This window comes from Burkholderia arboris, assembly GCF_038723655.1.
GTDB classification, from domain to species: domain Bacteria; phylum Pseudomonadota; class Gammaproteobacteria; order Burkholderiales; family Burkholderiaceae; genus Burkholderia; species Burkholderia arboris.
Genome location: NZ_CP109823.1, coordinates 994,855 through 1,021,764, shown reverse-complemented (window position 1 = coordinate 1,021,764; position 26,910 = coordinate 994,855). Strand labels below are relative to the sequence as shown.

Here is a 26,910-nt window from a genome sequence, read left to right as displayed (position 1 = left end):
GCTCCTGTCAGTTCACGAGTTGTTGGGTGGCGGCCTGCGGCGCGTCGCCGTGCGGCCAGTCGACGAATCCCGGCGGCGTGCCGACCTCGTAGATGGACGCGCCCGCGATCGCGTTCGCGATCCGGCCGCTGCGCCACGCGGCCAGGCTCAGGTTCGGGTCGGCGATGCCGCGCGTCGTGCGCGCGGCGTTCTGGAAGAAAATCCGCGCGGCGCTCGGCCGGTTCCAGCGCACCGCATAGTCGTCGTCGAGCTCCGGTACGCCGTTGCGCGTGTGCATCTCGAAGCGCAGCGATTCGAGCGCGCCGGGCATCTGGAATTCGCTGCCCGTCGCGAGCAGCACGACGTCCGCATGCAGCGGCGCATGCACGCCGGTGCCGTCGTCGACGCTCAGCACGTAGCCGCCGTCCGCGCGGTGCAGGTTCGCCATGCTGCGGCCGGGCATCAGCGCGCAATGGCCGGTGCGCCCCTCGATGTGCGTGATCTCGTAGAGCCGCTGGTAGATCGCCGTCAGCAGCGGCAACGTGACGCCGTCGCTCGCGAGGCGCTGCGTCTCCAGCGCGTCGCGCTTGCGCTCCGGCGACAGCCGCGAGAAATGCGCGTTGTATTGCGGCACGAACCATTCGTTGACGAACGGCGAGTCGTCCATCGGCAGGAAGTTCTCGCGCCGCGTCAGCCAGGCGATGTGCGCGGGCGCCGCATCGCCCGTCAACCCGAGCAGATGCAGCGCCAGCTCGGCGCCGCTCTGGCCGCCACCGACGATCGCGACGCGCCGGCCGGCAAGCGCCGGCCGCACGGTGCAGAACTGCGACGAATGCAGTACGTCGGCCCCGAGGTGCGGCCGCGCGCACGCGGGCACGCTCGGGCGCAGGCCGACGCCGACCACGAGGTTCCGGGTGCGCACGACGCCGTGCGAGGTCGTGACGCGCAGTGCGCGCCCGTCGCGCACGACGCTTTCGACTTCGCAGTCGAACCGCAGGTTGTCGAGCGACGCGCACACCCACTGCATGTACTGTTCGAACTCGCGGCGGCGCACGGTCGGAAAGCGTGCGTTCGCGAACGCGTACAGCCGTTCGGTGCGTTGCAGGAACGCAATGAACGAGTAGCGGCTGCACGGATCGGCCAGCGTCACGAGGTCCTTCAGGAAGCTGGTCGTCAACGACGAATCGGCAAGCATCAGCCCCGGATGCCAGCGGAACCCGGGCCGGCGCTCGACGAACAGCGAACGCAGCCCGTCCAGCGGCGCCAGCAGCGCCGCCAGGCTCAGGTTGAACGGACCGACGCCGATACCGAGCACGTCGACTTCTTCTCCGGCAAAGGCCCGCGGCTTCGCGCCGTCGAGCGTCTGGAATTCGAAAGTGTTCATCGCGCCTCCCCGGCACCGGTGATCGAATCGTGAAAGGCACCGTCGTCGGCCTGGCCGAGCACGCGCGCGGCCAGCGCCGCGCCGCCGTGAACGGCCGTGGCGATCCCGCTGCCGCAATAGCCGCCGCACCAGCCCAGCCGCCCGGCCGTGCCGACATGCGGCACGCCGAGCGCGGTGAAGCCGAGCGGCGCGGACCACACGTGCTCGACGCCCACGTGCTCGAGCGCCGGGAAATACGCGCCCAGCCGCGCACGCAACGCGGCCTCGACACCCGCGGGCGGCCCGTCGGCCGCGAGGCCGAGCCGGCTGCCGAACAACAGCCGCCCGCTGTCGTCGAGCCGGAAATAATCCTTGTCGGCGGACAACGTGCCGTACACGCGCGGCTGCCGCGAAATGCGGCGCTGCGTCGCGTCGTCGAGGATGCGGGTAGCCAGCAGGTGCGTGCCGTAGCGTTCGAGCGGCGGGCGCAGGTCGGCCGGCAGCAGCGGCCACGCGTCCTCCGCGCACACCAGCGCGGTGCCCGCGTCGAGCGTCGCGTCGCCGAGGTCGAGCACGGCCGCATCGGGCACGAGCCGCACGGCGTTCACGCGCGCGCCGCGCCGGATCCGCACGCCGAGCGTGACCGCCCGCATCCGCATCGCATCGCGGAGCGCGCGCGGCCGGATCAGCGCGAACCTCAGGTTCAGCAGCCCCGCGATCGCATGCGCCGCGCCGGTTTCCTGCGTGACCGCCTGCGCGTCGAGCCACGCGACGCACGCATCCTGCTGCGCCGCGTAGTACTCGAAGCGGTGCGCCAGCTGCACCGCCGACGCGTCGTCGCACGCGAGCGTGATGTGGCCGGGATGCGCCCAGCCGCACGCGAGGTTGCGGCTGTCGACGAAGCGCTTCAGGTACGCGATGGCCTGCGCGGCCGTGCGCTCGGCGGCCTGCGCCTGCGCGGCCGAAACCGGGCCGCGCGGCAGCGCCGGCGCGGCGCTCGCGACCGAACCGAAGTTGAATGCGCTCGGCACGTCGCCGGGCGGATCGGCGTCGCAGACCTCAACCGTCGCGCCCTGCTCCGCCAGGTGGATCGCGGCGGACAGCCCCGTGTAGCCGCCGCCGACGATCGCGACGTCGGCGGTTCGTGTGCCGGGCGTTCTCATGCATGCTCCGGCTGGTGTTGATGCGCGTCGACGAATGCGCGATACGCCGCATCGAAGAAGAACGCGGGTTCGCCGTCCGGCGGTTCGAGCTGGTCGAGCCAGCAGGCCGTCGCCGAATACTTCGCGAGAAACGGCCGGCGCAGCCAGCGCGGATCGCGCGCCTGCAGGAAATTCAGCAGAAAGTAGCGCTGTCCTTGCAACTCGAGCGTGCCCGCGACTTCGACCTTGCCCGGGCCTGCGCTCATCGACGGGCCGCGTGCGCTGCGCGCGAGCCCCGACACCGACGCGATCGCGGTGTTGTAGATGTCGAGCGCCCGCGCGAGCGGCAGCTCGAAATAACCGCGCGGCCCCGTATCGCGCTCGACGAACATGTAGTACGGCACGATGCCGAGCCGCACCTGCCCGACCCAGTTGCGCCGCCAGACTTCAGCGTCGTCGTTGATATGGCGCAGCACCGGCCCCTGCGAGCGAATCACGACGCCGATGCGGCGCAGGTTCGTCACGGCCTGCTCGGCGATCTCCGTCGACAGTTCGCGCCAGTGGTTCAGGTGCGCCATGACCGTCACGTTGCGCCCGGCATCGATCAGCGTGCGCAGCAGCGCGAGCAGCTCGGGCGTATCCGGATCGCTGACGAAACGGTACGGCCAGTAGGTCAGCGCCTTCGTGCCGATCCGGATGTTGCCGACATGCTCGAGCCCCGGCTCCAGCAGCGGCATCAGGTATTCGCGCAGGCGCGCCGCGCTCATCACCATCGGATCGCCGCCCGTCATCAGCAGATCGGTCACTTCGCCGTGCGCACGCAGGTACGCGTGCAGCCGCCCGGCTTCGCTCGACGCGAATTTCAGCGACGCGTCGCCGACGAACTGCGGCCAGCGGAAGCAGAACGTGCAGTACGCATGGCAGGTCTGCCCGTGGCTCGGGAAGTACAGCACCGTCTGCGCATACTTGTGCTGGATGCCCGGGCAGGGCTCGCCGTCCAGCTCCGGCTCGTTGAGCCGCTGGTCCGCCGGATGCGGGTTCATCCGGGCGCGCAGGCGTCCGACCAGCGCGTCCAGGTCCGCCTGGCGCGCCGCGTCGCGCGACAGCTCGGCCAGCTCCCCGAGCTCGTCGGGCGCAAGCATGTCGGGCTGCGGAAACGTCAGCCGGAACAGCGGATCGTCCGGTACGTTCGTCCAGTCGATCAGTTGCTCGACGACATAACGGTTGACCTTGAACGGCAGCACGCGTGCGACCAGCCCGATCTGCTCGCGCATCGACGGCGGCAATACCGCGAGCTGCGGGATGTCGTCCAGCTTCGACCGGTTGTACGCCTTGAACACGGGATGGACCGCGATCGACGGCCGTGGCGGCGCACCGCCCGGCGCGCCATCGCGCGTGGATATCCGTTGGCCCTCGGATAGTTCGATCATTGACTCGACTCCATTTTTTTAGATGTACTAATGTATGTCGTGTGTCTCGTCTGCTCGCCGCCGACGGCCAGGCAGCCCGTCGGCGTTCTGCAGATACTAGAAGCAATCGCCGCGGCGAAGCATTACGTCCGTGTTATTTATCCATAAGCGTTTCGCATGCGGCTTCGCACCAATTCAGCGGGGTGCGGCGGCGCCCACCGCCGGCCGAGCCGGCCGCGCGCGCCTGGCCGGATTGGTTTCCGGCATCCGCCAGTACACGACCAGCGAAATCGCTGCGCACGCCGCCACGTACCAGAAGAACATCGATTCGTTGCCAACCGCCTTCAGCCGCAGCGCGACGAATTCGGTCGTGCCGCCGAGGATCGCCGTCGTCAGCGCATAAGGCAGCCCGACCGCCAGCGCGCGGATCTGCGGCGGGAACAGCTCGGCCTTGACCAGCATGTGCACCGACGTGAATCCGCTCAGCACCACGAGCCCGGCGAACACCAGCGCGAACGCGGCGAGCGGCTCGTGCACGTGCGCGAGCGCCGTGAAGATCGGCACCGACAGCAGCGTGCCGCCGAGCCCGAACCACAGCAGCACCGGCCGGCGCCCGACGCGATCCGACACGAGGCCGAACAGCGGCTGCAGCGGCATGTACAGCAGCAGCGCGAGCGTGCAGATCCAGGTCGCCGTTTCCTTGTGCAGGCCGACGGAATTGACCAGGTATTTCTGCATGTAGACGGTGTACGTATAGAACGCGACGGTGCCGCCGATCGTGATGCCGATCGCGAGCAGCAGTTCGCGCCAGTGGGCCGCGAGATCGGCCGTCACGCGCGTCTTCGCCGCACGTGCGCGGCTCGCGACGAACGCGTCGCTCTCGACGACGTTGCGGCGCATGTACAGCGCGAACAGCGCGAGCACGCCGCCGACGAAGAACGGAATCCGCCAGCCCCAGCGCTCGATGTCGTGCGTGCCGGCGAAGATCCGCTGCATCGCCAGCATCAGACCGAGCGCGACGAGCTGGCCAGCCACCACGCTCACCTGCAGGAAGCCGACGTAGAAGCCGCGCCGGTTCGGCGGCGCGATCTCGCTCAGGTAGGTCGCGCTGGTGCCGTATTCGCCGCCCATGCTGAGGCCCTGCAGCAGGCGCGCGGCCACGAGCAGTGCCGGCGCGAGCATGCCGATCGTCGCGTAGCCGGGCGTGACGGCGATCAGCATCGAGCCCGCGCACATCGCGAGCACCGACTTCGTCAGCGCGGCCTTGCGCCCGTGCCGGTCCGCGTACAAGCCGACGAGCCAGCTGCCCGCCGGTCGCGCGACGTAGCCGACCGCCGCGATCGCCGCGGTGTTCATCAGTTGCACGGTCGGCCGGTCGGCGGGAAAGAACGACGGCGCGAAGTAGATCGAGAAGATGCTGTACGCGAGGAAGTCGTACCACTCGATCAGGTTGCCGGCCAGCCCGCCGACGATCGAGCCGATGCGTGGCGGCGCGTCGGCCGCCCCGGTTGGGGAAGTTGCCACGGGTGTCTCCTGTCTGTTCGGTAGCGGGCGGCCGGCATGCGCCGCCCGTGCTGCGTGCCGGCCTTACGGCTGCCCGGCCGCGTAGCGCGCGTCGAGCGCGTCGAAGCGCGCCTTGTCGACGAGCCGCTGCCGTTCGGCGAACGGCGCGACGAGCGCGGGGTTTTCATCGAGCCGGCCCGTGTCGCGCAATTCGGTCAGCGCGGCCTGCATCCCGTGCACGGCCCCCTGCAGCGCCGCATTCGCGTACAGCACGACGCCGTAGCCGAGGCGCGCCAGTTCGTCGCGCGAGCGCGTCGGCGTCTTGCCGCCGATCACGATGTTGATGAGCTGCGGCGTGTCGAACAGCGCGGGCAGCCGTTCGACGTCCTCCGGCGTGTCCATCGCCTCGATGAACAGCACGTCGGCGCCGGCCGCCGCATAGCGGTGCGCGCGCTCGATCGCGTCGTCGATGCCGTGCACGGCGGCCGCATCGGTGCGTGCGACGATCAGCAGGTTCGGATCGACGCGCGCGTCGACGGCCGCCTTCAGCTTGCCGACCATTTCCGCGGCCGGAATCACTTCCTTGCCCGCGAAGTGACCGCACTTCTTCGGCAGCACCTGGTCCTCGAGCTGGATCGCATCGGCGCCGCTGCGCTCGAGCGTGCGAACCGTATGCAGCACGTTCAGCGCATTGCCGAAACCGGTATCGGCATCGACCATCAGCGGCAGGTCGACGGCGCCGCGCACGCGCGCGGTGTGCTCGGCCAGCTCGCCGAGCCCGACGAAGCCGAGATCCGGCAGGCCGAGCGACATGTTGGTGACGCCGGCGCCGCTCAGGTACAGCGCGCCGAAGCCGAGATCGGCGGCGATCCGCGCGCTCAGCGCATTGAACGTGCCGGCGACGAGCAGCCCCTGGCGGGCGGCGATGCTGCGCCGGAACGCGGCGCGACGAAGGGCGGTTTGATCGGTCATGCAGGGCCTCATTGGTCGAAACGGAACAGGGTTCGCGGCGAGTCGCGCAGCACGCGCGTGCGCTCGCCGGGGTCGGGCAGCCAGCGTTCGAGCGCCGCACAGGTCGCGCCGAAATCGACCCGCTCGCGATGCTGCGTATGCGGCCAGTCGCTGCCCCACACGAGCCGCTCGGCCGTGAACGCGGCGCGCAGCGCCTGCGCGGCGCCGAGCGCGGTATCGGTGCCGTCGCCGGCCAGGCTGTTGCGGTATGCGGCCGACAGCTTGACCCACACGCGGCCTGTATCGGCGAGCGACAGCAGGTGACGGAAGCCGGGATCGCGCTCGCCGAGCGTCGGCGACGGGCGGCCGAAATGGTCGATCACGAGCGTGCACGATTGCGCGAGCAGGCTCGCGGCGATCGCATGCAGGTCGGCTGCATCGCGATGAATCTCGACATGCCAGCCGAGCGCGTTGATGCGTGCGAACAGTGCGCGCCACACCCGCGTGCCGAAATCCGGAATCGGCAGGCCGACCAGGTTGAGCCGCATGCCCACGACGCCCGCGCGATCCAGCGCGGCGAGCGCATCGTCGTCGATCACCGGATCGACCACCGCGACGCCGCGAAAGCGGTGCGGGTAGCGCCGCAGCACGTCGACGAAGAACGCGTTGTCGGTGCCGAGAAAGCTCGGCTGCACCAGCACCGCGTGCGTGATGCCGTGCGCGGCGAGATGCGCGACGTACGCGTCGAGCGACGCATCGTAATCGGGCGCGTGGCGCACGACCGGCGCGAGCGGCAGGCCGCGCGCAAACACGTGCGCATGTGCGTCGACGGCCGCGACGGCCGCCGGCGATGCGTACCACGCGGCCGTGTCCGGCGCCGCTGAAACCGGTTCGACCGGCGGATTCACTGCTCGATCCATGACGACTTGCCTGCAAGAGATGCCCGGCCCGGCAACGGGCGACAGGCGACGGAATGAACGAAAGACGAAACCTACAGCGAGGCACCGGCGCGCGCGTCGCCGTCGGCGCCCGGCCCGGCGGCCGCGTCGGGCAGGCGGCGACCGCGCGTTTCCGGCAGGAACCACACCGCGATCACGACCAGCCCGTACGCGATGCCGGCATCGATGCCGAGCGCCGTGCCGAGCGGCAACGATTCACCCATGCGCCCGACCAGCACCGGAAAGGCCGCCGACACGATGCGGCCGAAGTTGTAGCAGAAGCCGACGCCGCGTCCGCGCACGTTCTGCGGATACAGCTCGTTGAACAGCGTGCCGAGCGTCGCCGGAATGCCGGCCGAACACAGCCCGAGCGGAAACCCGAGCAACAGCATCGCGACGTCGTTCAGCGGCAGGAACACGTACAGGTTCACCATCACCGCGCAGCACGCGGCGAACAGCATCACGTTGCGGCGCCGGCCGATCCGGTCCTGCAGGTACGCACTCAGGAAACAGCCGCAGATGAACGCGACGATCACGACCGCGAGATACGCGCCGGTGCCGAGCACCGACAGGTGCCGCTCGGTCTTCAGGTAGGTCGGCAGCCAGATCGTGATCGCGTGATAGCCGCCATGCGCGCCGACGCCGATCAGGCCGCCGACCACCGTCGTGCGCAGCACCGACCGGTCGAAGATGCCGACCGTCGGCGTATCGTCCGCCCGCACAGACGCTGGCTGCGCGCGCGGCGGCTCGACAATCGCGCGACGGATATACAGCACCAGCAGCGCGGGCAACGCGCCGATCGCGAACAGCACGCGCCACGCCCATTCGGCCGGCAGCCACGCGAACACGATCATGTACAGCAGCACCGCCGCGCCCCAGCCGAACCCCCACGCGCTCTGCACGACGCCCATCGCCTTGCCGCGATGGCGCGCGCCGACCGTTTCCGCGAGCAGCACCGCGCCCGCCGTCCATTCGCCGCCGAAGCCGAGCCCCTGCAGCGCCTTCAGCACCAGCAGCTGTTCGAAGTTCTGCGCGAACGCGCTCAGGAACGTGAATGCGGAGAACCAGCACACGGTGATCTGCAGGGCCCGCACGCGCCCGTAACGATCGGCGATCACGCCGGCCAGCAGGCCGCCGAGGGCGCCCGACACGAGCGTCGCGCCGCCGATCAGGCCGGCCTGCCCCTTGCCGATGCTCCAGGTCGCGAGCAATGCCGGGATCACGAGGCTGAACATCTGGGTGTCGAGGCCGTCGAGCGCCCAGCCGGCAAAGCAGCCGCGCAACGTGCGCCGTTCGGTCGTCGAGAGTTCGCGCATCCAGGTCAACGGAGGTCTCCTCGTGTCGTCGCCGTGCGCCGCCTGATCGCGCCGCTATCGGAGGCGCAGCCGGTATCGACGACGCCCGAAGTGCATCCTATGAATCATTTGGATAATTCGCTACTATGCTTCGAATAATTATTCATAACACACGCTTATGGAAATCAGGCACGTCCGCTACTTTCTCGCGATCGCGGATTCCGGCAGCTTCACGCGCGCCGCCAGCGAACTGGGTATTGCGCAGCCGGCGCTCAGCCAGGCGCTGAACCGGATGGAAAAGGAGCTGGGAGTCCGGCTGTTCGACCGGTCGCGGCGCGGCGCGACGCTCACGCCGGCCGGGCTCGCGATGGTCGACGACCTGCGCCTGAGCGTCGCGCGGCTCGATGCGGCCGCGCACCGGGCGGGCGAGATCGGTGCGCAGCGCGCCGGGCGCCTGACCATCGGCTTCGTCAGCGCGGCGCTGTTCGACACGCTGCCGCGCGCGATCCGTGCGCTGCGCGAGAGTGCGCCCGACGTCGAGCTCGTGATGAGCGAGATGAGCAATGCCGAGCAGGCGATCGCACTCGAACGCGGCGAGATCGACATCGGGCTGCTGCATACGCCGGTCGCGGTCAACGGCCGGATGCGCGAAAAGCTGATCCGGCGCGACCCGCTCGTCGCGGTGCTGCCGAAGGAGTTCCCGCGCCTGCCCGACGGCACGGTCACGCTGGCCGATCTCGCCGCGGCCGGCCTCGTGTGGTTTCCGCACGATCAGCTGCCGCTGATCCGCGCCGGTATCCTCAGCGCGTTCCGCCAGGCCGGGCATCCGGTGGACATCGTGCTCGACGTGAACCGCACGCTGACCGTCGTCGCATGCGTCGCCGCCGGGTGCGGCGTGTCGCTGCTGCCGCGCTCGATCCACGCGTTCGCGTTCGACGGGGTTGCCTACAGCCCGATCCGCGACGGCGCCGCGCTGCCGAATTTCGAACTGAGCGCGATCTGGCCCGCACGGTCGCGCCCCACGCTCGCGGACCGCTTCGCCGCGCTGCTGCCGTCGGCCGATCCGCGCGCCTGAACACACCGCCGGCCGGCGCGATCGCGTGCGCGCGGCGTACCTGCCGGGTATGGCCGTTGCCCCGCGCCAACCCGGCAACGGTTGCCTTGCGGCCCGCAACCGCAGCCCCAGCGAGTCCGGCGCGGTTCAGCGCCGCATCGCACCGGCTGTGCAGTGCGAATGCAGACTTGTGTCGACGTCGTCGAGCAACGGGAACGATCGAGACGCCGGACGCGCGTGCGCCAGCAGCACGCGGCGCCGGGCATCCTCTTGGAATCCCGGCGTGCAGTCACGCGTTGGCGAAACGCGTGTCACGGCGTGTCGAGCACGCCTGCCTGCGAAAACAACACCGGCTTGCCACGCGCATCGATCAGCGCAGCGGTAAGCGTCGCGCGATCCGCGCGCTGCGCGACGCCGAGCGTGCCGCCTGCCACGCGCTGCGCGAACGTCAGCCCATCGAGGCCGACGCCGACCAGCCCGCCGCCGGTGGCGACGAGATCGGTGATCGAGCTGCGCGTGCCGGTGTTCAGCGCGGCCCACGTCGTGCCGCCGTCGCGGCTTTCGAACAGGCTGCCGAGCAGCCCGCCGACCACGATCCGGCCATCGGGCATTGCGACGCCCGACCACAACGTGCCCTTGCCGCCCGTCGGCAGATAGGTCCAGTTCGCGCCGCCGTCGGCCGACTTGAGCACCATCCCCTGTTCGGACACGATGTAGAGCGCGTGCGTAGAGTCTGCGAACACGTGATAGAGATTGCGGTCGGCCTTGCCGCCGCCCGGCGGCTTCGGCAGCGTCGTACGCGCCCACGTCTTGCCGCCGTCGTGCGTCTGCAGCATCAGCGACCACAGGCCGACCGCAATGCCGTCCTGCGCATTCGTGAACAGCACCGAGAACAGCGGCTGGTCGACCGACGTATCGAGCCGCTGCGTGACCCATGTATCGCCGCCGTCGTCGGTCGCGAGAATTGCGCCCCACTGGCCGACGGCCCAGCCGTGCTGCGCGTCCGCGAACGACACGGCCGACAGCGTCGCCGACACCGGCACGCGCCGCGCCTGCCGCCAGGTCTTGCCGTCGTCGTCGGACAGCAGCACGATGCCGTGCTCGCCGACCGCGACGATCCGCGAGCCGGCGCGGGTGGCGTCCATCAGCATCATGTGCGTCGGCGCGGTCCACGCGTGTGCGGGCTTCGCGGCCCAGGCCGCAACCGTTCCGTCCGGCGGTTGCGCGAAGGCCGTCGCGGCAGCGCAGAGCGCGGTACAGGCAACGAGCGTCTTGATCATCGATTGACCTCTGTAGTGGTATGCGCGGGCATCAGTGGCTGAACAGGCCCGGCGCGCGGGCCGGCTTGCGGCGCGGGAACCCGCGTTCCAGCAGCGACGCGAGCGCAGGCAACGCCGTCATCGCCATCACGAGGTTCACCACGAACATGAACGCGAGCAGCTTGCCCATGTCGGCCTGGAACTTGAGCGCCGAGAAGCTCCATGTCGCGACACCGATCGCCAGCGTGATGGCCGTAAAGATCGTCGCCACGCCCACTTCGAGCATCGCGTGCTGCACGGCCTTCACGATGTCCTGCCCGCCCGCCAGATGCACCTGCAGCCGGTTGTAGATGTAGAACGCGTAGTCGACGCCGATACCCACGGCCAGCACCATCACCGGCAACGTCGCAACCGTCAGCCCGATCTGCAGCGCCTTCATGAACCAGTAGCCGATGAAGGTCGCGACCGACAGCGGCACGCAGCACGCGAGCATCGCGCGCCAGTCGCGGTATGCGAGGAACACGAGGATCAGGATCGCCGCGTACACGTAGAGCATCATCGGCAGTTCGCTCTTCTCGACTTCGTCGTTGGTCGCGGCGAGCACGCCCGCGTTACCCGCGGCCAGCCGCACCGTCATGCCCGGGAACGGATGCGACGCGCGGTATTGCTTCACGTCGTCGAGAATCCGGTTGATCGTCGTCGCCTTGTGATCGGTCAGGAACAGGTGAACGGCCGTCATGCTGCAATCGGCCTTCATGAACCCCTTCGCGCGCCCGACGTCGACCGACACCGCGCCGTAGTTCTCGGCATCGATCGGCACGACCTTCATCTTCGGGAAATCCTCGTTGTAGCCCTGGTTGTACGCGCGCAGCATCGACGAGTACGACTGCACCGATACGACGCCCGGTTCGGTGCGCATTGCGGCCGAGAAGTCGTCTTCGTACAGGCCGGCCGCCGCGTTGTCGCAAGCCTTGCCGTTCGACTCGATTGCAACCGTCAGCCAGTCGAGCCCCATGTCGTAGTTGCCGGCGATCGACGTCGCGTCACGGTTGAAACGCGCATCCGCGCGCAATTCCGGCGCGCCCGGCTGCAGTGTGCCGATCACGCGGTCGCGGCTTTGCCACGCGGCGAGCGCGAAGATCGCCACCGTCAGCGCGACCGTGACGCTCGCATACTTCGGCTCGGCCACGCGGGCCAGCACGCGCAGCGGCTTCGCACGCTGCTGCGCGCGCTTCAGCGAGTTGTCCGCGTAGGCTTTCGTGAAGTTGAAGCAGGACGCCGCGACCGGCAGCAGGATCAGGTTCGTGACGATCTTGTACGCGACGCCGAGCGACGCGGTGATCGCCAGCTCGCGCACCATCGGGATCGGGATCAGCAGCAGCGTGATGAACGATACGAACGCGGTAATGAGCGCGAGCACACCCGGGATCAGCAGGCCGCTGAAGCTGTGGCGCGCCGCATCGAACGAACTCTGCCCGTGCGCGATTTCGCGCACGATGAAGTTCACCTGCTGCACGCCGTGCGACACGCCGATCGCGAACACGAGGAACGGCACCAGCACCGCCAGCGGATCGAGCCCGAAGCCGAGCAGCTTCAGCGTGCCGAACTGCCACACGAGCGACGTCAGCGAGCACGCGATCAGCAGCACCGTGAAGCGCACCGAATGGCAGTACCAGTACACCGCGAGCGTGGTCAGCAGCAGCGCGACCGCGCAGAAGCCGAGCACGGCCGTCGCGCCGTCGGCGATATCGCCGATCTGCTTCGCGAAGCCGATGATCTGGATGTCGTAGCCGGCGTCCTCGAACGGCTTGCGGATCCTGCTTTCGAGCAGGTGATTGAATGCGACGTAGTCGAGCACCTTGCCGGCGCTGTCGCGCTCGTTCAGCTCGGCCGTGATCATTGCGCTGTCCTCGCCGTGCGACACGAGCGTGCCGACGTAGCCGCCGAGCGTCGTCGCGCGGCGAATGCCCTGCACGCGCTCCGGCGTCAACTGGCCGGGCGTGACCGTGCCGGGAATGATCGGCTCCGCGCGAAACCCTTCGTCGGTCACTTCATTCACGAACGCGTTCGGCGTCCACAACGAGCGCACGCCGATCCGGTCGACGTTCGGCAGATACGTAACGGCCTGCGTGACGTCGTACAGCCGCGTCAAACCTTCCTTCGACCAGATCGAGCCGTGCTTCGCGCGCACGACCACGGTGATGCGGTTCGCGCCGAGCAGGTCGTTGCGGTACTGCTGGAACGTGCGGATGTATTCATGCCCGATCGGCATCTGCTTTTCGAAGCCGGCATCCATGCGCAACTGCACGGCGAACACGGCCATCGCAACGGTGAACAACGCGATCGCCGCGAGCACGAGCGCGCGATGACCGAAGAAAAGCCTTTCCAGGCGACTGACCAGACGATTGAGCACGACCTTACCCCTTCATGTATTGCGACGGCGCACGATGCGCGCCGCCTGCCACCCGTCACCGTCAGAAATTCCGCGTGACGAACATCCCGACGAAATTGCGGTCCGCGTACGGCTGACCCACCGTGTTGTGGCCGCCCCAGAACGCGGTGAAGTTGATGCCGGCCTGCCAGGTCGGCGGATTCTGGTTGAACAGCACGTAGACGTTCACCGACTTCGCGCCCTGCAGGTAATTCGCGGTGAAGGTCGGCGTGTAGCCGTACAGGCCATCGGAGAACGTCACGCCGGGCGTGACCTGCCAGCCGTGGATCAGCGAGCCGTCGTAGGTCCAGTTGAAATCGATCGTCGCGCCCACCGAGCTCGCGGTGCCCTGCGCCATCGCGATCGGATAGCCGAGCCCCGAGCCGTTGTTCAGCCACGGCGCATAGCCGGCCTGCGGCGCCTGCGTGACGGTCTGCCCGCCGACGGTCCGCGTGACGCCGCTGGAACTCAGCCCCGGGTAGTAGATCCACGTGAGTTCCCAGGTCAGCGCGGCGGAATCGGCGCCGAGCAGCTTCAGGAACGGGTATTCGCTGCGCGTGAGCGCCAGCAGCCCGTTGAGGTCGTACTGGAATTTCTTCTTGTCGACCCATTGCTGGCAGTCGATGCCCGCCACGCCGTTCGTGATCGCATCGAGCGGGCCGCCGGGCCCGTAGCAGCCCGACAGCGCGACCGCATCGCGCGGCCGGTACGACAGCTCGGTGCCGATCGCCCACGGGCCGACGCCGAAGTTCGCGCTCGCGCCGAACAGCTGCCGGCTGCCGAGATAGGACGCCTGAATGCCGCCGTTCGCGAGCGCGGTCAGCACCGGCGACTTGTCCGTATAGTTTTCGTAGTAGAGCGCGAAGTTCGCATCGAACGAGCGCGGCGAGAAGTTGAACTTCACGCCGAACTGCGGCCGGTACTTCGCCGGCAGCGTGGTCGTGAGCGGCAAGCCGACGTCGTTGAACGGTGGCCCCGCGTACGTGCCGTTCACGAGCCCGTTCTTGATCGCGTTCAGCGTGTCCTGATTGCCCGCGGCGTTCGCGCCGCCGATCGCATTCGCGATCGTGCCCGCGCTCGGGCCCGCGACGTTCGGGTTGGTCGTGTTGACCGTGTACGGTTCGGCGCCGCGCCCGACGATATTCGACGTCGACCAGTACGAGCCGACCGGCGGGTAGCGGTTGCCGTTCCACTGGAACTGGTAGTACGCCTCGGTGCTGAACCCGTGCGACAGGTCGGCCGCGAAGCTTGCCATCGGCGCGGGCAACAGCGCCTGCTTGAGTTGCGAGCCGGGGATCAGCAGCTTCTGCACGTCGATCGAGTTGGTCGCGTTGATGCCGCTCTGCGCGAACATGCTCTCGCCCCAGTTGATCACCTGATTGCCGACCCGCACGTGCGCATTGCGCCCGCCGATCGTGAAATCCTTCTCGCCCCACAGATCGAGCAGTTGCGCGTTGTACACGACCTGTGCGGCCGCCGTGCTCGACAACGGTGTGCGGTTCGTATTGCCGGCAAGGAAATCGTACATGCCAGTGCCGCGCACCATGAACTTCAGCCCTTCACTCGGCATCTTCAGCAGCAGCTCGCTGGTCGCGCTGACATAGGTGCTGAACGGCTGGCCCTTGCGGTAGTTCAGGTCACCGTTGTCGCCAAAGCCCCATTGATTCGTATTCGCGCCCGCGCCGCAGCCGAACGCGTTCGGATCACCGGTGAGCGAACAGCTCGGGTTCTTGGTCCGGATACCGGCGCCGGCCGTCAGGTTCGTGACCCACGAACCTTGCAGGTCGCCACCCGCGGACGTGAACTGGTAGCCGAATGCACTCGTGGCCGTCGCGCTCATCACGGCGAGCGAAATTGCAGTACGCCTAATCATTATTCTTGGTTTCATGACCTGCCTCCTCCCCTTGTCGACGCCGGCGCGCGTCGCACGCGCGCCGGTTCTTCACGCTACGCGGTGCGCGTCACCGTTCGCTGACCGAGCGCAGCGATTCCGCCGTGTAGAAGTCCGGCTTGAAACGCGGATCGTTCGCGCGTTCGTAGTAGCGGATGTCCTTGCCCTGCCCGATCGACGAGCCGTCGAACACGTAGCGGCCGTTGTTCAGGTCGTACTGGACGAACGGCTGGTTGTCGCACGCGCCGCCCAGTTCGAACACCGGGATCGGATAGCTCTCGCGCACTTTCCAGAGCTTGCCCTGTGCGTCGTAGTCCTCGGCAGTCAGCGCAAGCCAGCTGTCCTCGTCGAGATAGAAGGTCTTCTTCGACGCGACGTGCCGCGCGCTCGGCTTGAGCGTCGCCTCGACGACCCACACGCGGTGCACTTCATAGCGGCGGTGGTCGGCGGAAATGCCGTTCGGGGTCGCGACGTCATGCAGCTTGCTCTTGTACGTGTACAGGCCGAACGCGTTGTACGGCACGATCATTTCCTTCTTGCCGACCAGCTTCCAGTCGAAGCGGTCGAGCGACCCGTTGAACATGTTCGAGTCGTCGATCAGATACTGATTCTCGAAGCCGATCAGCGGCGCATCGTGCGTATAGGCCGGCATGCGTCGCACGCGGCGCTGGCCCGGGAAGTAGTAGTACGTCTCCGAATCCTTGTCGTAGTACTGGCGCTGCACGAACGACTGTCCGGCGAGCGCGGCCGGCGAATTGATCGAGAAGTAGACGGCCATGTTCATCTGGTCGACGTCCTGCGGCGATGTCTTGCCGAGCCGGCCGGCCGGCAGGTACTCGGCCTGCGGGCCGATCCCGTCGATCCAGTCGCTGCTGCCCGGGCGCGGCGAGATGACGGTCGCGATCGGCGACCATTCGATCCCTTCGCCGCGATACCGCGTCTCGTAGTTCAGCATCGCCTCGGCGCCATTCTTCGGCTGCGGGAACGGTACGCCGGGCAGCGCGGCCGACTGCAGCGACTGGCCGTTCGCGGCCGGCTTCGCTGCCGTCAGGTTCGCTTTCGAGTTCTGCTCGGCCACGTCGGGCAACTGGCATTCGCGGTGCGACGGATAGACGTCCATCCGATAGCCCTTCAGTTGCCTGATCAGCTGTATCTGGCCGGGCGACAGCTTGTCCGCGTATTTGTCGAGGTTCGCTGCGTCGATCGAGTACAGCGGCTGCTCGTTGCGGTGCTTCCAGAAATCGCCGCGGACTTTCCCGTACTCCCAGCCCGCTTGCGGCGCCTGCCGGCCGGCAAACGCCGGCACGAGTCCGTCCTTGCTCGGCCCGCGCTCCGCGCCGGTCGCCGTGAGGTCCTCGGCCGCCGCACTGCCGGTGGCCAGCAACAGCGCCGCCGCGACGGCGCTCAACGTTCCGATTGCATGCTTCCTGTTCATGGTTCTCGCTCCAAATCCCGCTCCGTTTGCCGGCAGCCGCCGGGCAACGCGAAGCTGTCTCCACCATCGGCTCGATGGCGCGTCCTGTGAGGGCCGGCGGCGGCCCGCGTGTCGAATGTCGGCGCACACGTTCAGGCGGCAGATCGTCGGCGCGCGATCGATGCGCCGGCCCCGCGCCGGAAGGTGCAACGGGTCACGTCCGGGGTTTGCGATCTCGGCATCTTCGCCACCCCGTAACTATGTCATATGACCTAGTTAGCGTTATACGCATGGCAATTTTCGGTCACAAGTCGGGTGAAACCCTCGCATGCGACGGGACTGTATCGCGTTGTTCAGGCAAGACGATTCATGCGCTTTCTGCGTACTTATCAAGTATTTTTGCGGTCATGTGTCGCGCCTCGACAAGTCGGCACTCGCCTTCGGCACGCGCGAAGGGTTCGGGTCGTTACCCGCCAGGCATCGGAAGATAGGTTGATCGACCTGTTTTTGGACGTCGCGTAAAGTCAAGTTGCGGCGACGGTGCCGCAGCGGGGGAAGCAACGCGTGGCGCGCCAACCTGATAAGGCCGCGAACACGCGTAGAATCTCGCACACCGGTATCTGGACCGGACCGGCACAAGGGGCCGCAGCCGGCGTTCGTCACGTCGGCCGGCAGACGGGAAAAGCTTGCCCGGCTTGAGACACTAGGTCGAATAACCTACAATCCACCTTACACATCTGCAAGCCCGGGCATGTGTTGCCCGCAGGAGGAGAAACTTCGATGGAACCGAAAGCGACGAGCCCTGACGACATTCGCGCAGAACCTGCGTCGCCCCGTCGATCGGAACCCGCGTCGGACGCCAGGGCAAGCGACAGCCCACGTGCGTTGACCCAGCGCGGCCGCCATACGGTCGGCCGCATTCTCGAGAGCGCAATCGAGATCTTCGTCGTCGACGGCTACGGCGGCCTGACGATGCGCAAGGTCGCGACCGGTGCGGGGCTCGCGCTGTCGAACCTGCAGCATTACTTTCCTTCGCGCGAGGATCTCTACGCGGCGATCATCAGCGAAACCATCTCCGAGTATTCGCGGAACTACGACAGCGTACGGACCGACGAAACGCTGTCGCCCGCCGCACGGCTGGAGAAGGTGGTCCGGATGCTGATCGAGGATGCGAAGCTGCCGCGCACGCAAAGCCTGTTCGTGAACATCTGGGCGCTTGCACATGCGCACGAGTTCGCGCGGCAGGCCATGGAAGACGCGTACCTGTTCCAGCGCCAGATGATTGCCGGCTTCGTGACGGCGGTGAACCCCGCTTTGACGCCGCAGCAACTCGCGCGCCGGTCGGCGCTGATCACCGCGCAGATCGAAGGGCTGAGTGTCTTGATCCCGCAGCGCAACCGCTTCCCGTCCGATATCAAGGGCATGGAAGACGAAGCCGTGAAGGCCGTGCTCGCCGTGGCGTCGTTGCCGGGCTGAACGCCGGCAACGGACTGCCCCCACGGCAAACAGGCACGCCGGCGCGCGCGTGCGCCGCGTGGCGTTTCGAATTCGCGTCGAAGCACGGATCGTCGGCGAGCGCGGGTTGCCGCAACACCTGTTCGCAGAACAACTTCCGTTCACGCTCGTTCTGCAGCCCGAGCATCACGGTCTTGCCGCCGCCGGCCGGGAACGGTCCGTACGGGCAGATCGTCGCGTGCGATGCGCCCGACGGCGCAGGCGCGCTTTGCCCGTCGATCGCGTAGTAGAGCCGATAACCCATCCACGCGACCATGCTCTCCGGCATCGACATGTCGATCCGGCATCCTGTACCGGTGCGGCCGCGCATCGGCAGCGCGCTCGGGATGTTCGTATGCACGTACATGCCGGCCGCGATGTCCGCGATCGAGCAGCCGGCCTTCGCCGGTTGTCCCGGCGAACCCGTGATCGACAGGCAGCCGGCCTCGCTCTGGATCAGCAGGTCGTAGGCCTTGCGGTCGCGATACGGACCTTCGTCGCCATAGCCTGAGAGATCGCAGGCGATCAGGTGCGGATGCGTGTCCTTCAGCGCGTCGTCGCCGAGCCCGAGACGCTCGGCCGCACCGGCGCGAGGTTCTGCACGAGCACGTGGGCATCCACGCATGGCACGCGCCGGAATTACCGCCCGAGCGATTGATCTCCTCCATGATGATCGAAGCCTCGGTGAGCCGGATGCCCAAACCGCCGTATTCCTGCGGAATCAGCGCGGCCAGCCAGCCGGCGTTCGTCAGTGCCATCGACGAACGCATCGGGATAACTGCGCGCGCCGTCGATCTTGCGGAAATACTCGCCGGAACAATGGCAGCACAGGTCACGCACCGCTTTGCGAACGCCCTGATACGGGTCGTGCCACGTCGTCTGCCTGTCCGTCGTCGTCGATGAGTGAACGGAAGCGCGTTACGCGAGGGTTGCGGTGGCCTGCATCGTCAGCCAGCCGTCGCGATCCTTCGCCCACAGCTCGATCGTGCAACCGTCGTCCGACGGCTTGCCGCACAGCGTGAACGGCTCCGAGTCGAAGGTCGGACGCACCGCGCGGAACGCGAAGCTCGCGAGCGTCGCGTCGGGCCGTTCGCGGTGCACGAGATCGGCCAGCAGCGTCGCGATCAGCGGGCCGTGCACGACGAGCCCCGGATAGCCTTCTTCCTGCGTCACGTAGCTGCGGTCGTAGTGGATGCGGTGGCCGTTGAAGGTCAGCGCCGAATAGCGGAACAGCATCACGGCGTCGGCCGTGACGGTGCGCGCCCACGTCTCGCCCGTGGGCGCCGCGACCGGCTTCGGTGCGGGCACGCCCGGCTGCGGCGCGTCGCGATAGACGATGTCGTGCTCTTCCTCGACGCACAGCGCACCGCCGGATTCGATCCGGTGCTGCACCGTCACGAACACGAGCCGGCCGCTGCGGCCCGTCTTGTCCTCGAGGTTCGCGATCGTCGATTCGCGCGTTGCGCGCTGCCCCGCGCGCAACGGCGCATGGAACGTCAGGCGCCCGCCGGCCCACATGCGGCGCGGCAACGGCACGGGCGGCAGGAAGCCGCCGCGCTTCGGGTGGCCGTCGGGGCCGACTTCGGCCAGCGGCGCGACCGGCAGGAAGTAGAGCCAGTGCCACATCGGCGGCACGACGTCGCCGGGTGGCGGGCGGTCGAGCGTAGCGGCCAGCGCGTTCAGCGGGAACGCAGTGATGTCGTCGCCGAGCGTTTCGGTCTTGCCGAGCCACGCGTCGAGCGACGCGGGGGCGGCAGGCTGCGGGGATGAGGTCGACATGGGCGGCGTCTCCGGTGCGCTTGCAATGACCCTAATATGCACGCCGCGCGCCGGTTCGAAAAGTCGGCTTTCGCGAACCGGGGCTTCTGATTTGGTTAACGCGCGGCCCTGCTCCGTCCTGCGGGACGGTTCTCGTCTGACTATTCAGTCTAATCGCCGCGGCCGCTGCGCGCTGCTCCGGGCCGCCAACCTTACAGCTTGACCACCGCCGGCACGCCGCCTAAATTGCTTCAGACGGACCGGCCGCGCCCCGAGCGACATGTCATCCGGGTGACAAAAAACGATAGTTTGCTATCGAATATTTTTGCCCCTATCATCTCGCCCATGACCAATCTGCACGATCTCCGCCTCGCCGTCAGCAGCCTGCTCGTGATGTCCGCGCGCAAGTGGCGCCGCACCAGTGACGGCGTGCTGAACGCGTACAACGTGTCCGAAGCCTGCGCGACGCCGCTCCTGATCGCCGGGCGTCTCGGCGAAGGCGTGCGGCAAGGCACGCTCGCCGAACACGTCGGCATCGAAGGGCCGTCGCTCGTGCGCCTGCTCGACCAGCTGTGCGCGGCCGGCCTCGCGCGCCGCGACGAGGATCCGCACGACCGCCGCGCGAAGACGATCTCGCTGACGGCCGCCGGCCGCGCGGTCACCGCGAAGATGGAGGAAGACCTGCGCGCGCTGCGCGCCCAGGTCCTCAAGGGCGTCTCGCGCGCCGATCTCGAAACGACGCTGCGCGTGCTCGATGCGTTCAATGCATCCGAGTCGCACTCGCCCGCCGCGCGTCCCTCCCACGCCGACGACACCGCGTCATGACTTATCCGAGCCTTCGCGACTGGCTGTTCTCCGGCAAGACGTTCGCCGCGTCGATGCTGGCGCTGTACCTCGGCCTGTATTTCCAGCTGCCGCGCCCGTACTGGGCGATGGCGAGCGTCTACATCGTGTCGAACCCGTTCGTCGGCGCGACGCGTTCGAAGGCGCTGTACCGCGCGCTCGGCACCGCGCTCGGCGCGGCCGCCGCGATCTTCTTCGTGCCGCCGTTCGTCGAGACACCGCTCCTGTTCAGCATCATCGTCGCGACCTGGTGCGGCACGCTGCTCTACCTCGCGATCTCCGACCGCACCGCGCGCAGCTACGTGTTCATGCTCGCCGGCTACACGATGCCCCTGATCGCGCTGCCGACCGTGACCGATCCATCCACCGTGTTCGACGTCGCGATCGCGCGGACCGAGGAAATCGTGCTCGGCATCGTGTGCGCGAGCGTGGTCGGCAGCGCGGTATTCCCGAACCGGCTTGCGCCGACGCTGATCGAGCGCACCGATGCATGGTTCAAGGACGCCGCGTTCTACGGCCGCGAGACGCTGTCCGGGCACCTCGCCGGCAAGGCGCTGTCCGCGTGCCGGCAGCGGCTCGCGGCGACGATCACCGGCCTCGAGTTCCTGCTGAGCCAGTTGAGCTACGACCATGCGCACCCGCGCATCCTCGCACGCGCACAGGCGCTCGCGGGCCGGATGCAGCTGTTCCTGCCGCTGATGTCGTCGCTCGCCGATCCGCTGATCGCGCTGATGCGCGACCTGCACGTGCGCCCACCCGCGCTCGACGCCCTGCTGGCCGACGCCGCGAAGTGGTTCGACGCGCCGCTGCCGGCCGTGAAAGCCGGCACCGACGGCGACATGGCCCACGATCCGGTCGCGGACAACCTGCGCGCACGCATCGCCGCGCTGCAGCCGCCCGACAGTGCGCTCGCGAGCTGGGATGGCGCGCTGATGTCGAACGCGCTGTGGCGACTGCGCCAGGTCATCGACATCTGGCAGGACTGCCGCTCGTTGCGCGCACTGATCGCGAACGAAGCGGGCGTGTGGCAGCCGCGCTACCGGCACTGGCGGCTCGGCGGCACCGAGCGCTTCTTCGATCGCGGGATGATGCTGTTCTCGACGCTGACCGTCGTGCTCGCGATCGTGTTCGCGTGCTGGCTGTGGATCTCGTCCGGCTGGCACGACGGCGCGGCGGCCGTCACGCTCGTCGCCGTGTCGTGCAGCTTCTTCGCCGCGCTCGACGAGCCCGCGCCGCTGGTGTTCAAGTTTTTCCTGTCGACCGCCGCGAGCGTCGTGTTCGCCGGGCTCTACCTGTTCGTCGTGCTGCCGCACGTGCACGATTTCGCGATGCTCGTGCTGATATTCGCCGGTCCGTTCATCCTGATCGGCACGCTGCTGCCGCGCCCGCAGTTCAACATGGTGACGATGCTCGTCGCGGTGAACACGGCGACCTTCATCAGCATCCAGAGCGCGTACGAGGCAGATTTCTTCGTGTTCCTGAACAGCAATCTCGCGGGTGTCGCCGGACTGCTGTTCGCATACGTCTGGACCCGGGCGACCCGGCCGTTCGGCGCGGAGCTCGCCGTGCGGCGCCTGCTGCGCTCGGGCTGGGAGGACGTCGCACGCTCCGCGTCGACGCAGCCGCTCGACGACCAGCGCAACCACGCATCGCGGATGCTCGACCGCGTCACCCAGCTGCTGCCACGCCTCGGCGCGTCCGACGACCACCGCCACCCGTCGATCGAAAGCTTCCGTGACCTGCGCATCGCGCTGAATGCGCTCGACCTGCGCCGCTCGCGCCGCCGGCTGTCGGGCGACGTGCCCGACGCGATCGACCGCGTGCTGGCCGGCGTCACCGATCACTACACGCGCTGCGCGGCCGCGAACGCGCGCCAGCCGGCGCCGCCCGCGCTGCTCGCGACGATCGACGACGCGCTGCACCGCGTGGCCGGCCGCAATCTGCCGGGCGCCGCGCCGGCCGACGGCGCGGCCGCGCCTGCCACGCCCGCTGCACCGGCCACGCCCGCGACGCACCGCCGGCTGCGCGACACGCTGCACGCGCTCGTCGGCCTGCGCCTGTCGCTGTATCCGGCTGCAGCCGGGCAAGCGCCGCAGGCGCCGGACGGAGCGCACGCATGATCCCGCTTTCCACCCTGTCCTTCCCAACGCGACCATGATCGGCGAAATCGACATCTTCGGCGTGTTCGTGCCGGCTCCGCTCGTGCTGATGCTGATCGCCTACCTGATCAACATCGTCGTGCGCGCGGTGCTCGAACGCGTCGGCTTCTACCGCCTCGTCTGGCACCGTTCGATCTTCGACCTCGGCATCTACGTGTTCGTACTTGCCGCCGTCGTGATCGCTTCCCACCATCTCGTGGCTACCTAACGTGAAAAAAAACTGGCTCTCGGCAGGGCAAATCCTGCTCACCCTGATCGTCGTCGTCGTAGCCGGCCTCGTGCTGTGGCGGATCATCAATTACTACATGTTCTCGCCGTGGACGCGCGACGGACACGTGCGCGCCGACGTGATCCAGGTCGCACCGGACGTGTCGGGCCTCATCACGTCGGTACAGATCGCCGACAACCAGGAGGTCAAGCGCGGCCAGGTGCTGTTCGTGATCGACCAGGCGCGCTACGCGCTCGCGGAACGCCTCGCCGAAGCGACGCTCGCGCAGCGCCGCGCGACGCTGGCCCAGGCGAAGCGCGAATACGCGCGCAACCTGCAGCTCGGCAACCTGGTCGCGAGCGAACAGGTCGAGGAAAGCCGCACGCGCGTCGAACAGGGCGAGGCCAGTGTCGCCGATGCGCAGGTGTCGCTCGACACCGCGAAGCTGAACCTGCAGCGCACGACGATCGTGAGTCCCGTAGACGGCTACCTGAACGACCGCGCGCCACGCGTCGGCGAATACGTGCCGGCCGGCCGCGCAGTGCTGTCGGTGGTCGACCGCAACTCGTTCCGCGTCGACGGCTACTTCGAGGAAACCAAGCTGCGCGGCATCCATATCGGGCAGCCGGTGGACATCATCGTGATGGGCGAGCCGCATACGCTGCGCGGCCACGTGCAGAGCATCGTCGCCGCGATCGAGGATCGCGACCGCACGCAGGGCGCGAACCTGCTGCCGAACGTGAACCCGGCGTTCAGCTGGGTGCGTCTCGCGCAGCGCGTGCCGGTGCGCGTCGTGCTCGATGAAGTACCCGACGATTTCCGGATGATCGCGGGCCGCACCGCAACCGTGTCGATGCGCGGCGCCGACACGCGCCAGAACGACAACGCGAAGCCGGCTGCTGCCGGTTCGGCATCGGCGGCCTCCGGTGCGGCCGCCGGCGCGGCGGGAGCGTCGCAATGAACAAGCACGGTCTGCGCCTCGCGGCAGCGTTCGCGCCGCTTGCGCTCGCACTCGGCGCGTGCAAATCCGTCGGCCCCGACTACACGCTGCCACAGCAGGCGTACGTGAATGCGCCGCTCGCGAACCATGCGCTCGACGACGCGAACGGTACGCTGGTGTCGCGCGACGCGGTGCCCGGCAACTGGTGGCAACTGTATGACGACCCCGTGCTCGACGCGCTCGTGCGCGATGCGCTGAAGTCGAACACCGACCTGCGCGTCGCCGCGGCCAACCTCGCCCGCTCGCGCGCGGCGCTGGACGTCGCGAGCCAGCAGGGCGGGTTCTCGGGGGGCGCCGAAGCCGCCGTGCAGCGCGCGCAGGAATCGGCCGAGCAATACCTGCTCGAAAACAAGCTGCCCGTCGTCAACGAAGGCTCGGTCGGCATCAACGTGTCGTACGAAATCGACCTGTTCGGCAAGCTGCGGCGCGGCGTCGAAGCCGCACGCGCCGACAGCGACGCCGTAAAGGCGGCCGGCGACCTCGCGCGCATCACGGTTGTCGCCGACGTCGTGCGCGCGTACGTCGAATCGTGCTCGGCCGGCGATGAACTCGCCATCGCGAAGCAGTCGCTCGCGCTGCAGAAGCAGCGCGTCGCGCTGTCGCAGCGGTTGCGCGACGCCGGGCGCGGCAACCAGACCGACGTGACGCGCGGCGTGACGCAGGTCCGCACGCTCGCCGCCGACATCCCGCGCTTCGAAGGCCGCCGCAAGGTCGCGCAATACCAGCTCGCCGCGCTGCTCGCGCGCGCGCCGGCTGATTTGCCGAAGGCCGTCGCCGAATGCGAACGGCTGCCGACGCTGCGCCAGCCGATTCCGATCGGCGACGGCGCGGCGCTGCTGCGCCGCCGACCCGACGTGCGCGAAGCCGAGCGGCAGCTTGCCGCCTCGACCGCGCGCATCGGCGTGGCGACCGCCGCGCTGTACCCGTCGATCAGCATCGGTGCGTCGGCCGGCTCGGTCGGCGTCGCCGCCGACCTGTTCTCGTCCAACACGAACCGCTGGTCGTTCGGCCCGCTGATCAGCTGGTCGTTCCCCGTGAACGGCCAGCGTGCGCGCGTACGCGAGGCCGAGGCCGCGACGGGCGGCGCGCTCGCGCACTTCGACGGCGTCGTGCTGACTGCGCTGCGCGAAACGCAGTCGAGCCTCGCGACCTACGCGGCAGACGTGCAGCGCACGGATGCGTTGCGCACGGCGTATGAATCGGCACGCAATTCCGCCGACGAAACGCATCGTCTCTATGCGGCGGGCCGCGAATCGTTCATCTCCGATCTCGACGCGACGCGCACCCTCACGGGCGTGCGTTCGCAGGTCGCGGCTGCCGAAGGCCAGGTCGCGGCCGATCAGGTGCGGCTCTTCCTCGCACTCGGTGGCGGGTGGGATGGCGACGGCACAACGGCCGCACAGGATCGCGCCCCCGCCACAGCGCGTGCCGCCGCGACGCCCAACGGCAGCGAGTCGTCACGATAGCGTTATCACCTTAAGTACATAGCGCATGTGCGGCAAAATGCCCTGCAGCGGCAGGGTTTCCTGATTCGCACCATAGCATCCGGAAGGCGACGAACACCTGCGTTGACGGTAAACTGACCGATGCATTTCCATTCATCTGCAGTTGCCGATCCGGCAGCCGCATCCACTCGGAGAGTCATCATGCGAACCAGCGCCCGCAACCATTTCGCCGGCCAGGTCGGCGCCGTCAAGCCCGGTGCCGTCAACGACGAAATCACGCTCCGCACGCAGGACGGCCTCGACATCGTCGCCGTGATCACCCACGGCAGCGCAGCGTCGCTGGGCCTCGCGGCCGGCACGAAGGCGTTCGCGCTCGTCAAGGCGTCGTCGGTCATCGTGATGGTCGACGTCGACAGTAGCAAGGTATCGGCGCGCAACTGCGTCGCAGGCACCGTCGCGTCGGTCACGAAGGGCGCGATCAATGCGGAGGTCGTGATCAAGGCGGCAGGCGGCGCCGAGATCGTCGCGATCGTCACCAACGACAGCGTCGATCGTCTCGGCCTCGCGAGCGGCACGGCGGCATCCGCAATCTTCAAGGCGTCGAGCGTGATCGTCGGCGTCGAGTGATCGCGTGACGATCGCGATGGCGGACCGTCGTGCGCCGCGCAGGCATGCGGCCGGGTCGTCGTCCGGATGCGCGCGATGACGGCCCCGTCCGGTCGCGCGCATGAACAGGCGTTGCAGTCGCTGCTGGCGGCAGCGGCTGGCGCCGGCACCGCCGATGCACGCCTGTTCGGCGCACTCGTTGCGGCACGCGCGTGCCGCAACGAACTCTCGCTGCTGGGCCTGTCTCCCGCCCGATTCGCCGGCCTGCTCGCCCGGCAATTTCCACACCTGCCCTCCACCGACTCCGCCGCATTCATGCCGACGGTCGCGCTGGCGCTGTTGCCCGCCAGCCACTCGGCATTCGTCGCGACGCTGCATGCGCGGCTGATGAACGACGCGAATCCCGCCGTCGCCGGCGACGATGCCGACTGCCTCGCCTCGATCATCGCGCATGCGTGCCTGCGCCCCGACCATCTGTGGCGCGATCTCGGGCTCGACGGGCGCGATGCGGTATCGGCGATGCTCGACCGCTTTTTCCCTGCGCTCGCCGCGCGCAACGTCACCCACTTGCGCTGGAAGAAATTCCTCGCACAGGAAGTGGCGGCATCGCTCGGCGTGCCACCCGGGCCCGCACCCGGATGTCCGGGCTGCGAGGATTTCGGCTTCTGCTTTCCTCAAGCGCGATAGCCACGGCGGCGGCCCGTGCGGCACGCCTGTTTCATCGCATCGCCAGCCAGACACCTGACCTTGAACGGCATTCAGGGGCCG

General features: G+C 68.3%; 22 protein-coding genes and 3 pseudogenes. 10 read left to right on the top strand and 15 right to left on the bottom strand.

Annotated features, from left to right (window positions below; all coding sequences use genetic code 11):
- Nucleotides 1-7: 7 nt before the first annotated feature.
- The 8 genes and pseudogenes from OHZ10_RS37090 to OHZ10_RS37060 all read right to left on the bottom strand — a co-directional run bounded on the left by OHZ10_RS37090 (nucleotide 8) and on the right by OHZ10_RS37060 (nucleotide 8,601).
- Complete coding sequence (locus OHZ10_RS37090; protein WP_174994578.1) at nucleotides 8-1,363, bottom strand: lysine N(6)-hydroxylase/L-ornithine N(5)-oxygenase family protein; 1,356 nt, start codon at nucleotides 1,361-1,363, stop codon at nucleotides 8-10.
- On the bottom strand, nucleotides 1,360-2,505 hold the full coding sequence (locus tag OHZ10_RS37085) for an FAD-dependent oxidoreductase (protein ID WP_342706172.1): 1,146 nt from the start codon (nucleotides 2,503-2,505) through the stop codon (nucleotides 1,360-1,362). Before OHZ10_RS37085 ends, OHZ10_RS37090 begins: the two co-directional genes overlap by 4 nt.
- The gene (locus tag OHZ10_RS37080; protein WP_081052079.1) at nucleotides 2,502-3,914 is read right to left on the bottom strand and encodes a KamA family radical SAM protein; all 1,413 of its coding nucleotides are present in this window, start codon (nucleotides 3,912-3,914) and stop codon (nucleotides 2,502-2,504) included. Before OHZ10_RS37080 ends, OHZ10_RS37085 begins: the two co-directional genes overlap by 4 nt.
- Before the next feature lie 174 nt (nucleotides 3,915-4,088).
- Entirely contained in the window at nucleotides 4,089-4,670 is a 582-nt protein-coding gene (locus tag OHZ10_RS38675; protein ID WP_420874435.1) for an MFS transporter, read from the bottom strand.
- Nucleotides 4,668-5,417 (bottom strand): annotated as a pseudogene (locus tag OHZ10_RS38670) (MFS transporter); the annotation flags it as partial. The pseudogene OHZ10_RS38670 and the gene OHZ10_RS38675, both read right to left, overlap by 3 nt.
- Nucleotides 5,418-5,480: 63 nt before the next feature.
- Nucleotides 5,481-6,368, bottom strand: coding sequence for an isocitrate lyase/PEP mutase family protein (locus tag OHZ10_RS37070; protein WP_059241107.1), 888 nt, complete (start codon nucleotides 6,366-6,368; stop codon nucleotides 5,481-5,483).
- An 8-nt stretch (nucleotides 6,369-6,376) separates the two neighbouring features.
- A complete protein-coding gene (locus OHZ10_RS37065) occupies nucleotides 6,377-7,267 on the bottom strand; it encodes an amidohydrolase family protein (RefSeq protein ID WP_059241106.1) in 891 nt (296 codons plus the stop codon).
- Nucleotides 7,268-7,338: 71 nt separating this feature from the next.
- Entirely contained in the window at nucleotides 7,339-8,601 is a 1,263-nt protein-coding gene (locus OHZ10_RS37060; protein WP_404823528.1) for an MFS transporter, read from the bottom strand.
- Nucleotides 8,602-8,758: 157 nt separating this feature from the next.
- On the opposite strand from OHZ10_RS37060, the gene OHZ10_RS37055 reads away from it, so the two are divergent.
- A complete protein-coding gene (locus OHZ10_RS37055; RefSeq protein WP_059241104.1) occupies nucleotides 8,759-9,655 on the top strand; it encodes a LysR family transcriptional regulator in 897 nt (298 codons plus the stop codon).
- A 290-nt stretch (nucleotides 9,656-9,945) separates the two neighbouring features.
- On the opposite strand, the gene OHZ10_RS37050 is transcribed toward OHZ10_RS37055, so the two are convergent.
- Nucleotides 9,946-10,914, bottom strand: coding sequence for a WD40/YVTN/BNR-like repeat-containing protein (locus OHZ10_RS37050; protein WP_342706171.1), 969 nt, complete (start codon nucleotides 10,912-10,914; stop codon nucleotides 9,946-9,948).
- Between the two features lie 31 nt (nucleotides 10,915-10,945).
- Nucleotides 10,946-13,216 (bottom strand): efflux RND transporter permease subunit, encoded by a 2,271-nt coding sequence (locus OHZ10_RS37045; protein ID WP_342706504.1) that lies wholly within the window; start codon nucleotides 13,214-13,216, stop codon nucleotides 10,946-10,948.
- On the opposite strand from OHZ10_RS37045, the gene OHZ10_RS37040 reads away from it, so the two are divergent.
- Entirely contained in the window at nucleotides 13,151-13,384 is a 234-nt protein-coding gene (locus tag OHZ10_RS37040) for a hypothetical protein (protein WP_342706520.1), read from the top strand. The two genes, OHZ10_RS37045 and OHZ10_RS37040, sit on opposite strands and share 66 nt — an antisense overlap.
- Here the strand turns inward: OHZ10_RS37040 and OHZ10_RS37035 are convergent.
- Nucleotides 13,368-15,197, bottom strand: a complete 1,830-nt coding sequence (locus tag OHZ10_RS37035) for a DUF1302 domain-containing protein (RefSeq protein WP_425394804.1) — start codon at nucleotides 15,195-15,197, stop codon at nucleotides 13,368-13,370. The genes OHZ10_RS37040 and OHZ10_RS37035 overlap by 17 nt on opposite strands.
- An 88-nt stretch (nucleotides 15,198-15,285) precedes the next feature.
- Nucleotides 15,286-16,650 (bottom strand): DUF1329 domain-containing protein, encoded by a 1,365-nt coding sequence (locus OHZ10_RS37030; protein WP_174994753.1) that lies wholly within the window; start codon nucleotides 16,648-16,650, stop codon nucleotides 15,286-15,288.
- A gap of 759 nt (nucleotides 16,651-17,409) precedes the next feature.
- Here OHZ10_RS37030 and OHZ10_RS37025 point away from each other — a divergent pair.
- Nucleotides 17,410-18,105 (top strand): TetR/AcrR family transcriptional regulator, encoded by a 696-nt coding sequence (locus tag OHZ10_RS37025; protein WP_081052078.1) that lies wholly within the window; start codon nucleotides 17,410-17,412, stop codon nucleotides 18,103-18,105.
- Between the two features lies 1 nt (nucleotide 18,106).
- Here the strand turns inward: OHZ10_RS37025 and OHZ10_RS37020 are convergent.
- The 3 genes and pseudogenes from OHZ10_RS37020 to OHZ10_RS37010 all read right to left on the bottom strand — a co-directional run.
- Nucleotides 18,107-18,741 (bottom strand): annotated as a pseudogene (locus OHZ10_RS37020) (CoA transferase); the annotation flags it as partial.
- Nucleotides 18,738-18,963 (bottom strand): annotated as a pseudogene (locus OHZ10_RS37015) (acyl-CoA dehydrogenase family protein); the annotation flags it as partial. The pseudogenes OHZ10_RS37020 and OHZ10_RS37015, both read right to left, overlap by 4 nt.
- Before the next feature lie 78 nt (nucleotides 18,964-19,041).
- Nucleotides 19,042-19,902, bottom strand: coding sequence for an FAS1-like dehydratase domain-containing protein (locus tag OHZ10_RS37010; RefSeq protein WP_342706169.1), 861 nt, complete (start codon nucleotides 19,900-19,902; stop codon nucleotides 19,042-19,044).
- A gap of 324 nt (nucleotides 19,903-20,226) precedes the next feature.
- Between OHZ10_RS37010 and OHZ10_RS37005 the strand changes: the two genes are divergently transcribed.
- The 7 genes from OHZ10_RS37005 (at nucleotide 20,227) to OHZ10_RS36975 (ending at nucleotide 26,829) form a co-directional block, all read left to right on the top strand.
- Nucleotides 20,227-20,706, top strand: coding sequence for a MarR family winged helix-turn-helix transcriptional regulator (locus OHZ10_RS37005; protein WP_059241097.1), 480 nt, complete (start codon nucleotides 20,227-20,229; stop codon nucleotides 20,704-20,706).
- Nucleotides 20,703-22,844 carry an FUSC family protein gene (locus tag OHZ10_RS37000; RefSeq protein ID WP_342706168.1) on the top strand — a complete coding sequence of 714 codons (2,142 nt, stop codon included), beginning with the start codon at nucleotides 20,703-20,705 and terminating at the stop codon, nucleotides 22,842-22,844. Before OHZ10_RS37005 ends, OHZ10_RS37000 begins: the two co-directional genes overlap by 4 nt.
- Before the next feature lie 34 nt (nucleotides 22,845-22,878).
- Nucleotides 22,879-23,091, top strand: coding sequence for a DUF1656 domain-containing protein (locus tag OHZ10_RS36995; RefSeq protein WP_059241095.1), 213 nt, complete (start codon nucleotides 22,879-22,881; stop codon nucleotides 23,089-23,091).
- A 1-nt stretch (nucleotide 23,092) separates the two neighbouring features.
- Nucleotides 23,093-24,052: an HlyD family secretion protein gene (locus tag OHZ10_RS36990; RefSeq protein ID WP_342706167.1), complete on the top strand. Its 960-nt coding sequence runs from the start codon at nucleotides 23,093-23,095 to the stop codon at nucleotides 24,050-24,052.
- Nucleotides 24,049-25,557: an efflux transporter outer membrane subunit gene (locus OHZ10_RS36985; protein ID WP_342706166.1), complete on the top strand. Its 1,509-nt coding sequence runs from the start codon at nucleotides 24,049-24,051 to the stop codon at nucleotides 25,555-25,557. Before OHZ10_RS36990 ends, OHZ10_RS36985 begins: the two co-directional genes overlap by 4 nt.
- A 180-nt stretch (nucleotides 25,558-25,737) precedes the next feature.
- Nucleotides 25,738-26,163, top strand: coding sequence for a TOBE domain-containing protein (locus OHZ10_RS36980; protein ID WP_059241092.1), 426 nt, complete (start codon nucleotides 25,738-25,740; stop codon nucleotides 26,161-26,163).
- A gap of 75 nt (nucleotides 26,164-26,238) precedes the next feature.
- Nucleotides 26,239-26,829, top strand: a complete 591-nt coding sequence (locus OHZ10_RS36975; RefSeq protein ID WP_340625779.1) for a nitrogen fixation protein NifQ — start codon at nucleotides 26,239-26,241, stop codon at nucleotides 26,827-26,829.
- The last annotated feature ends 81 nt before the right edge of the window (nucleotides 26,830-26,910 follow it).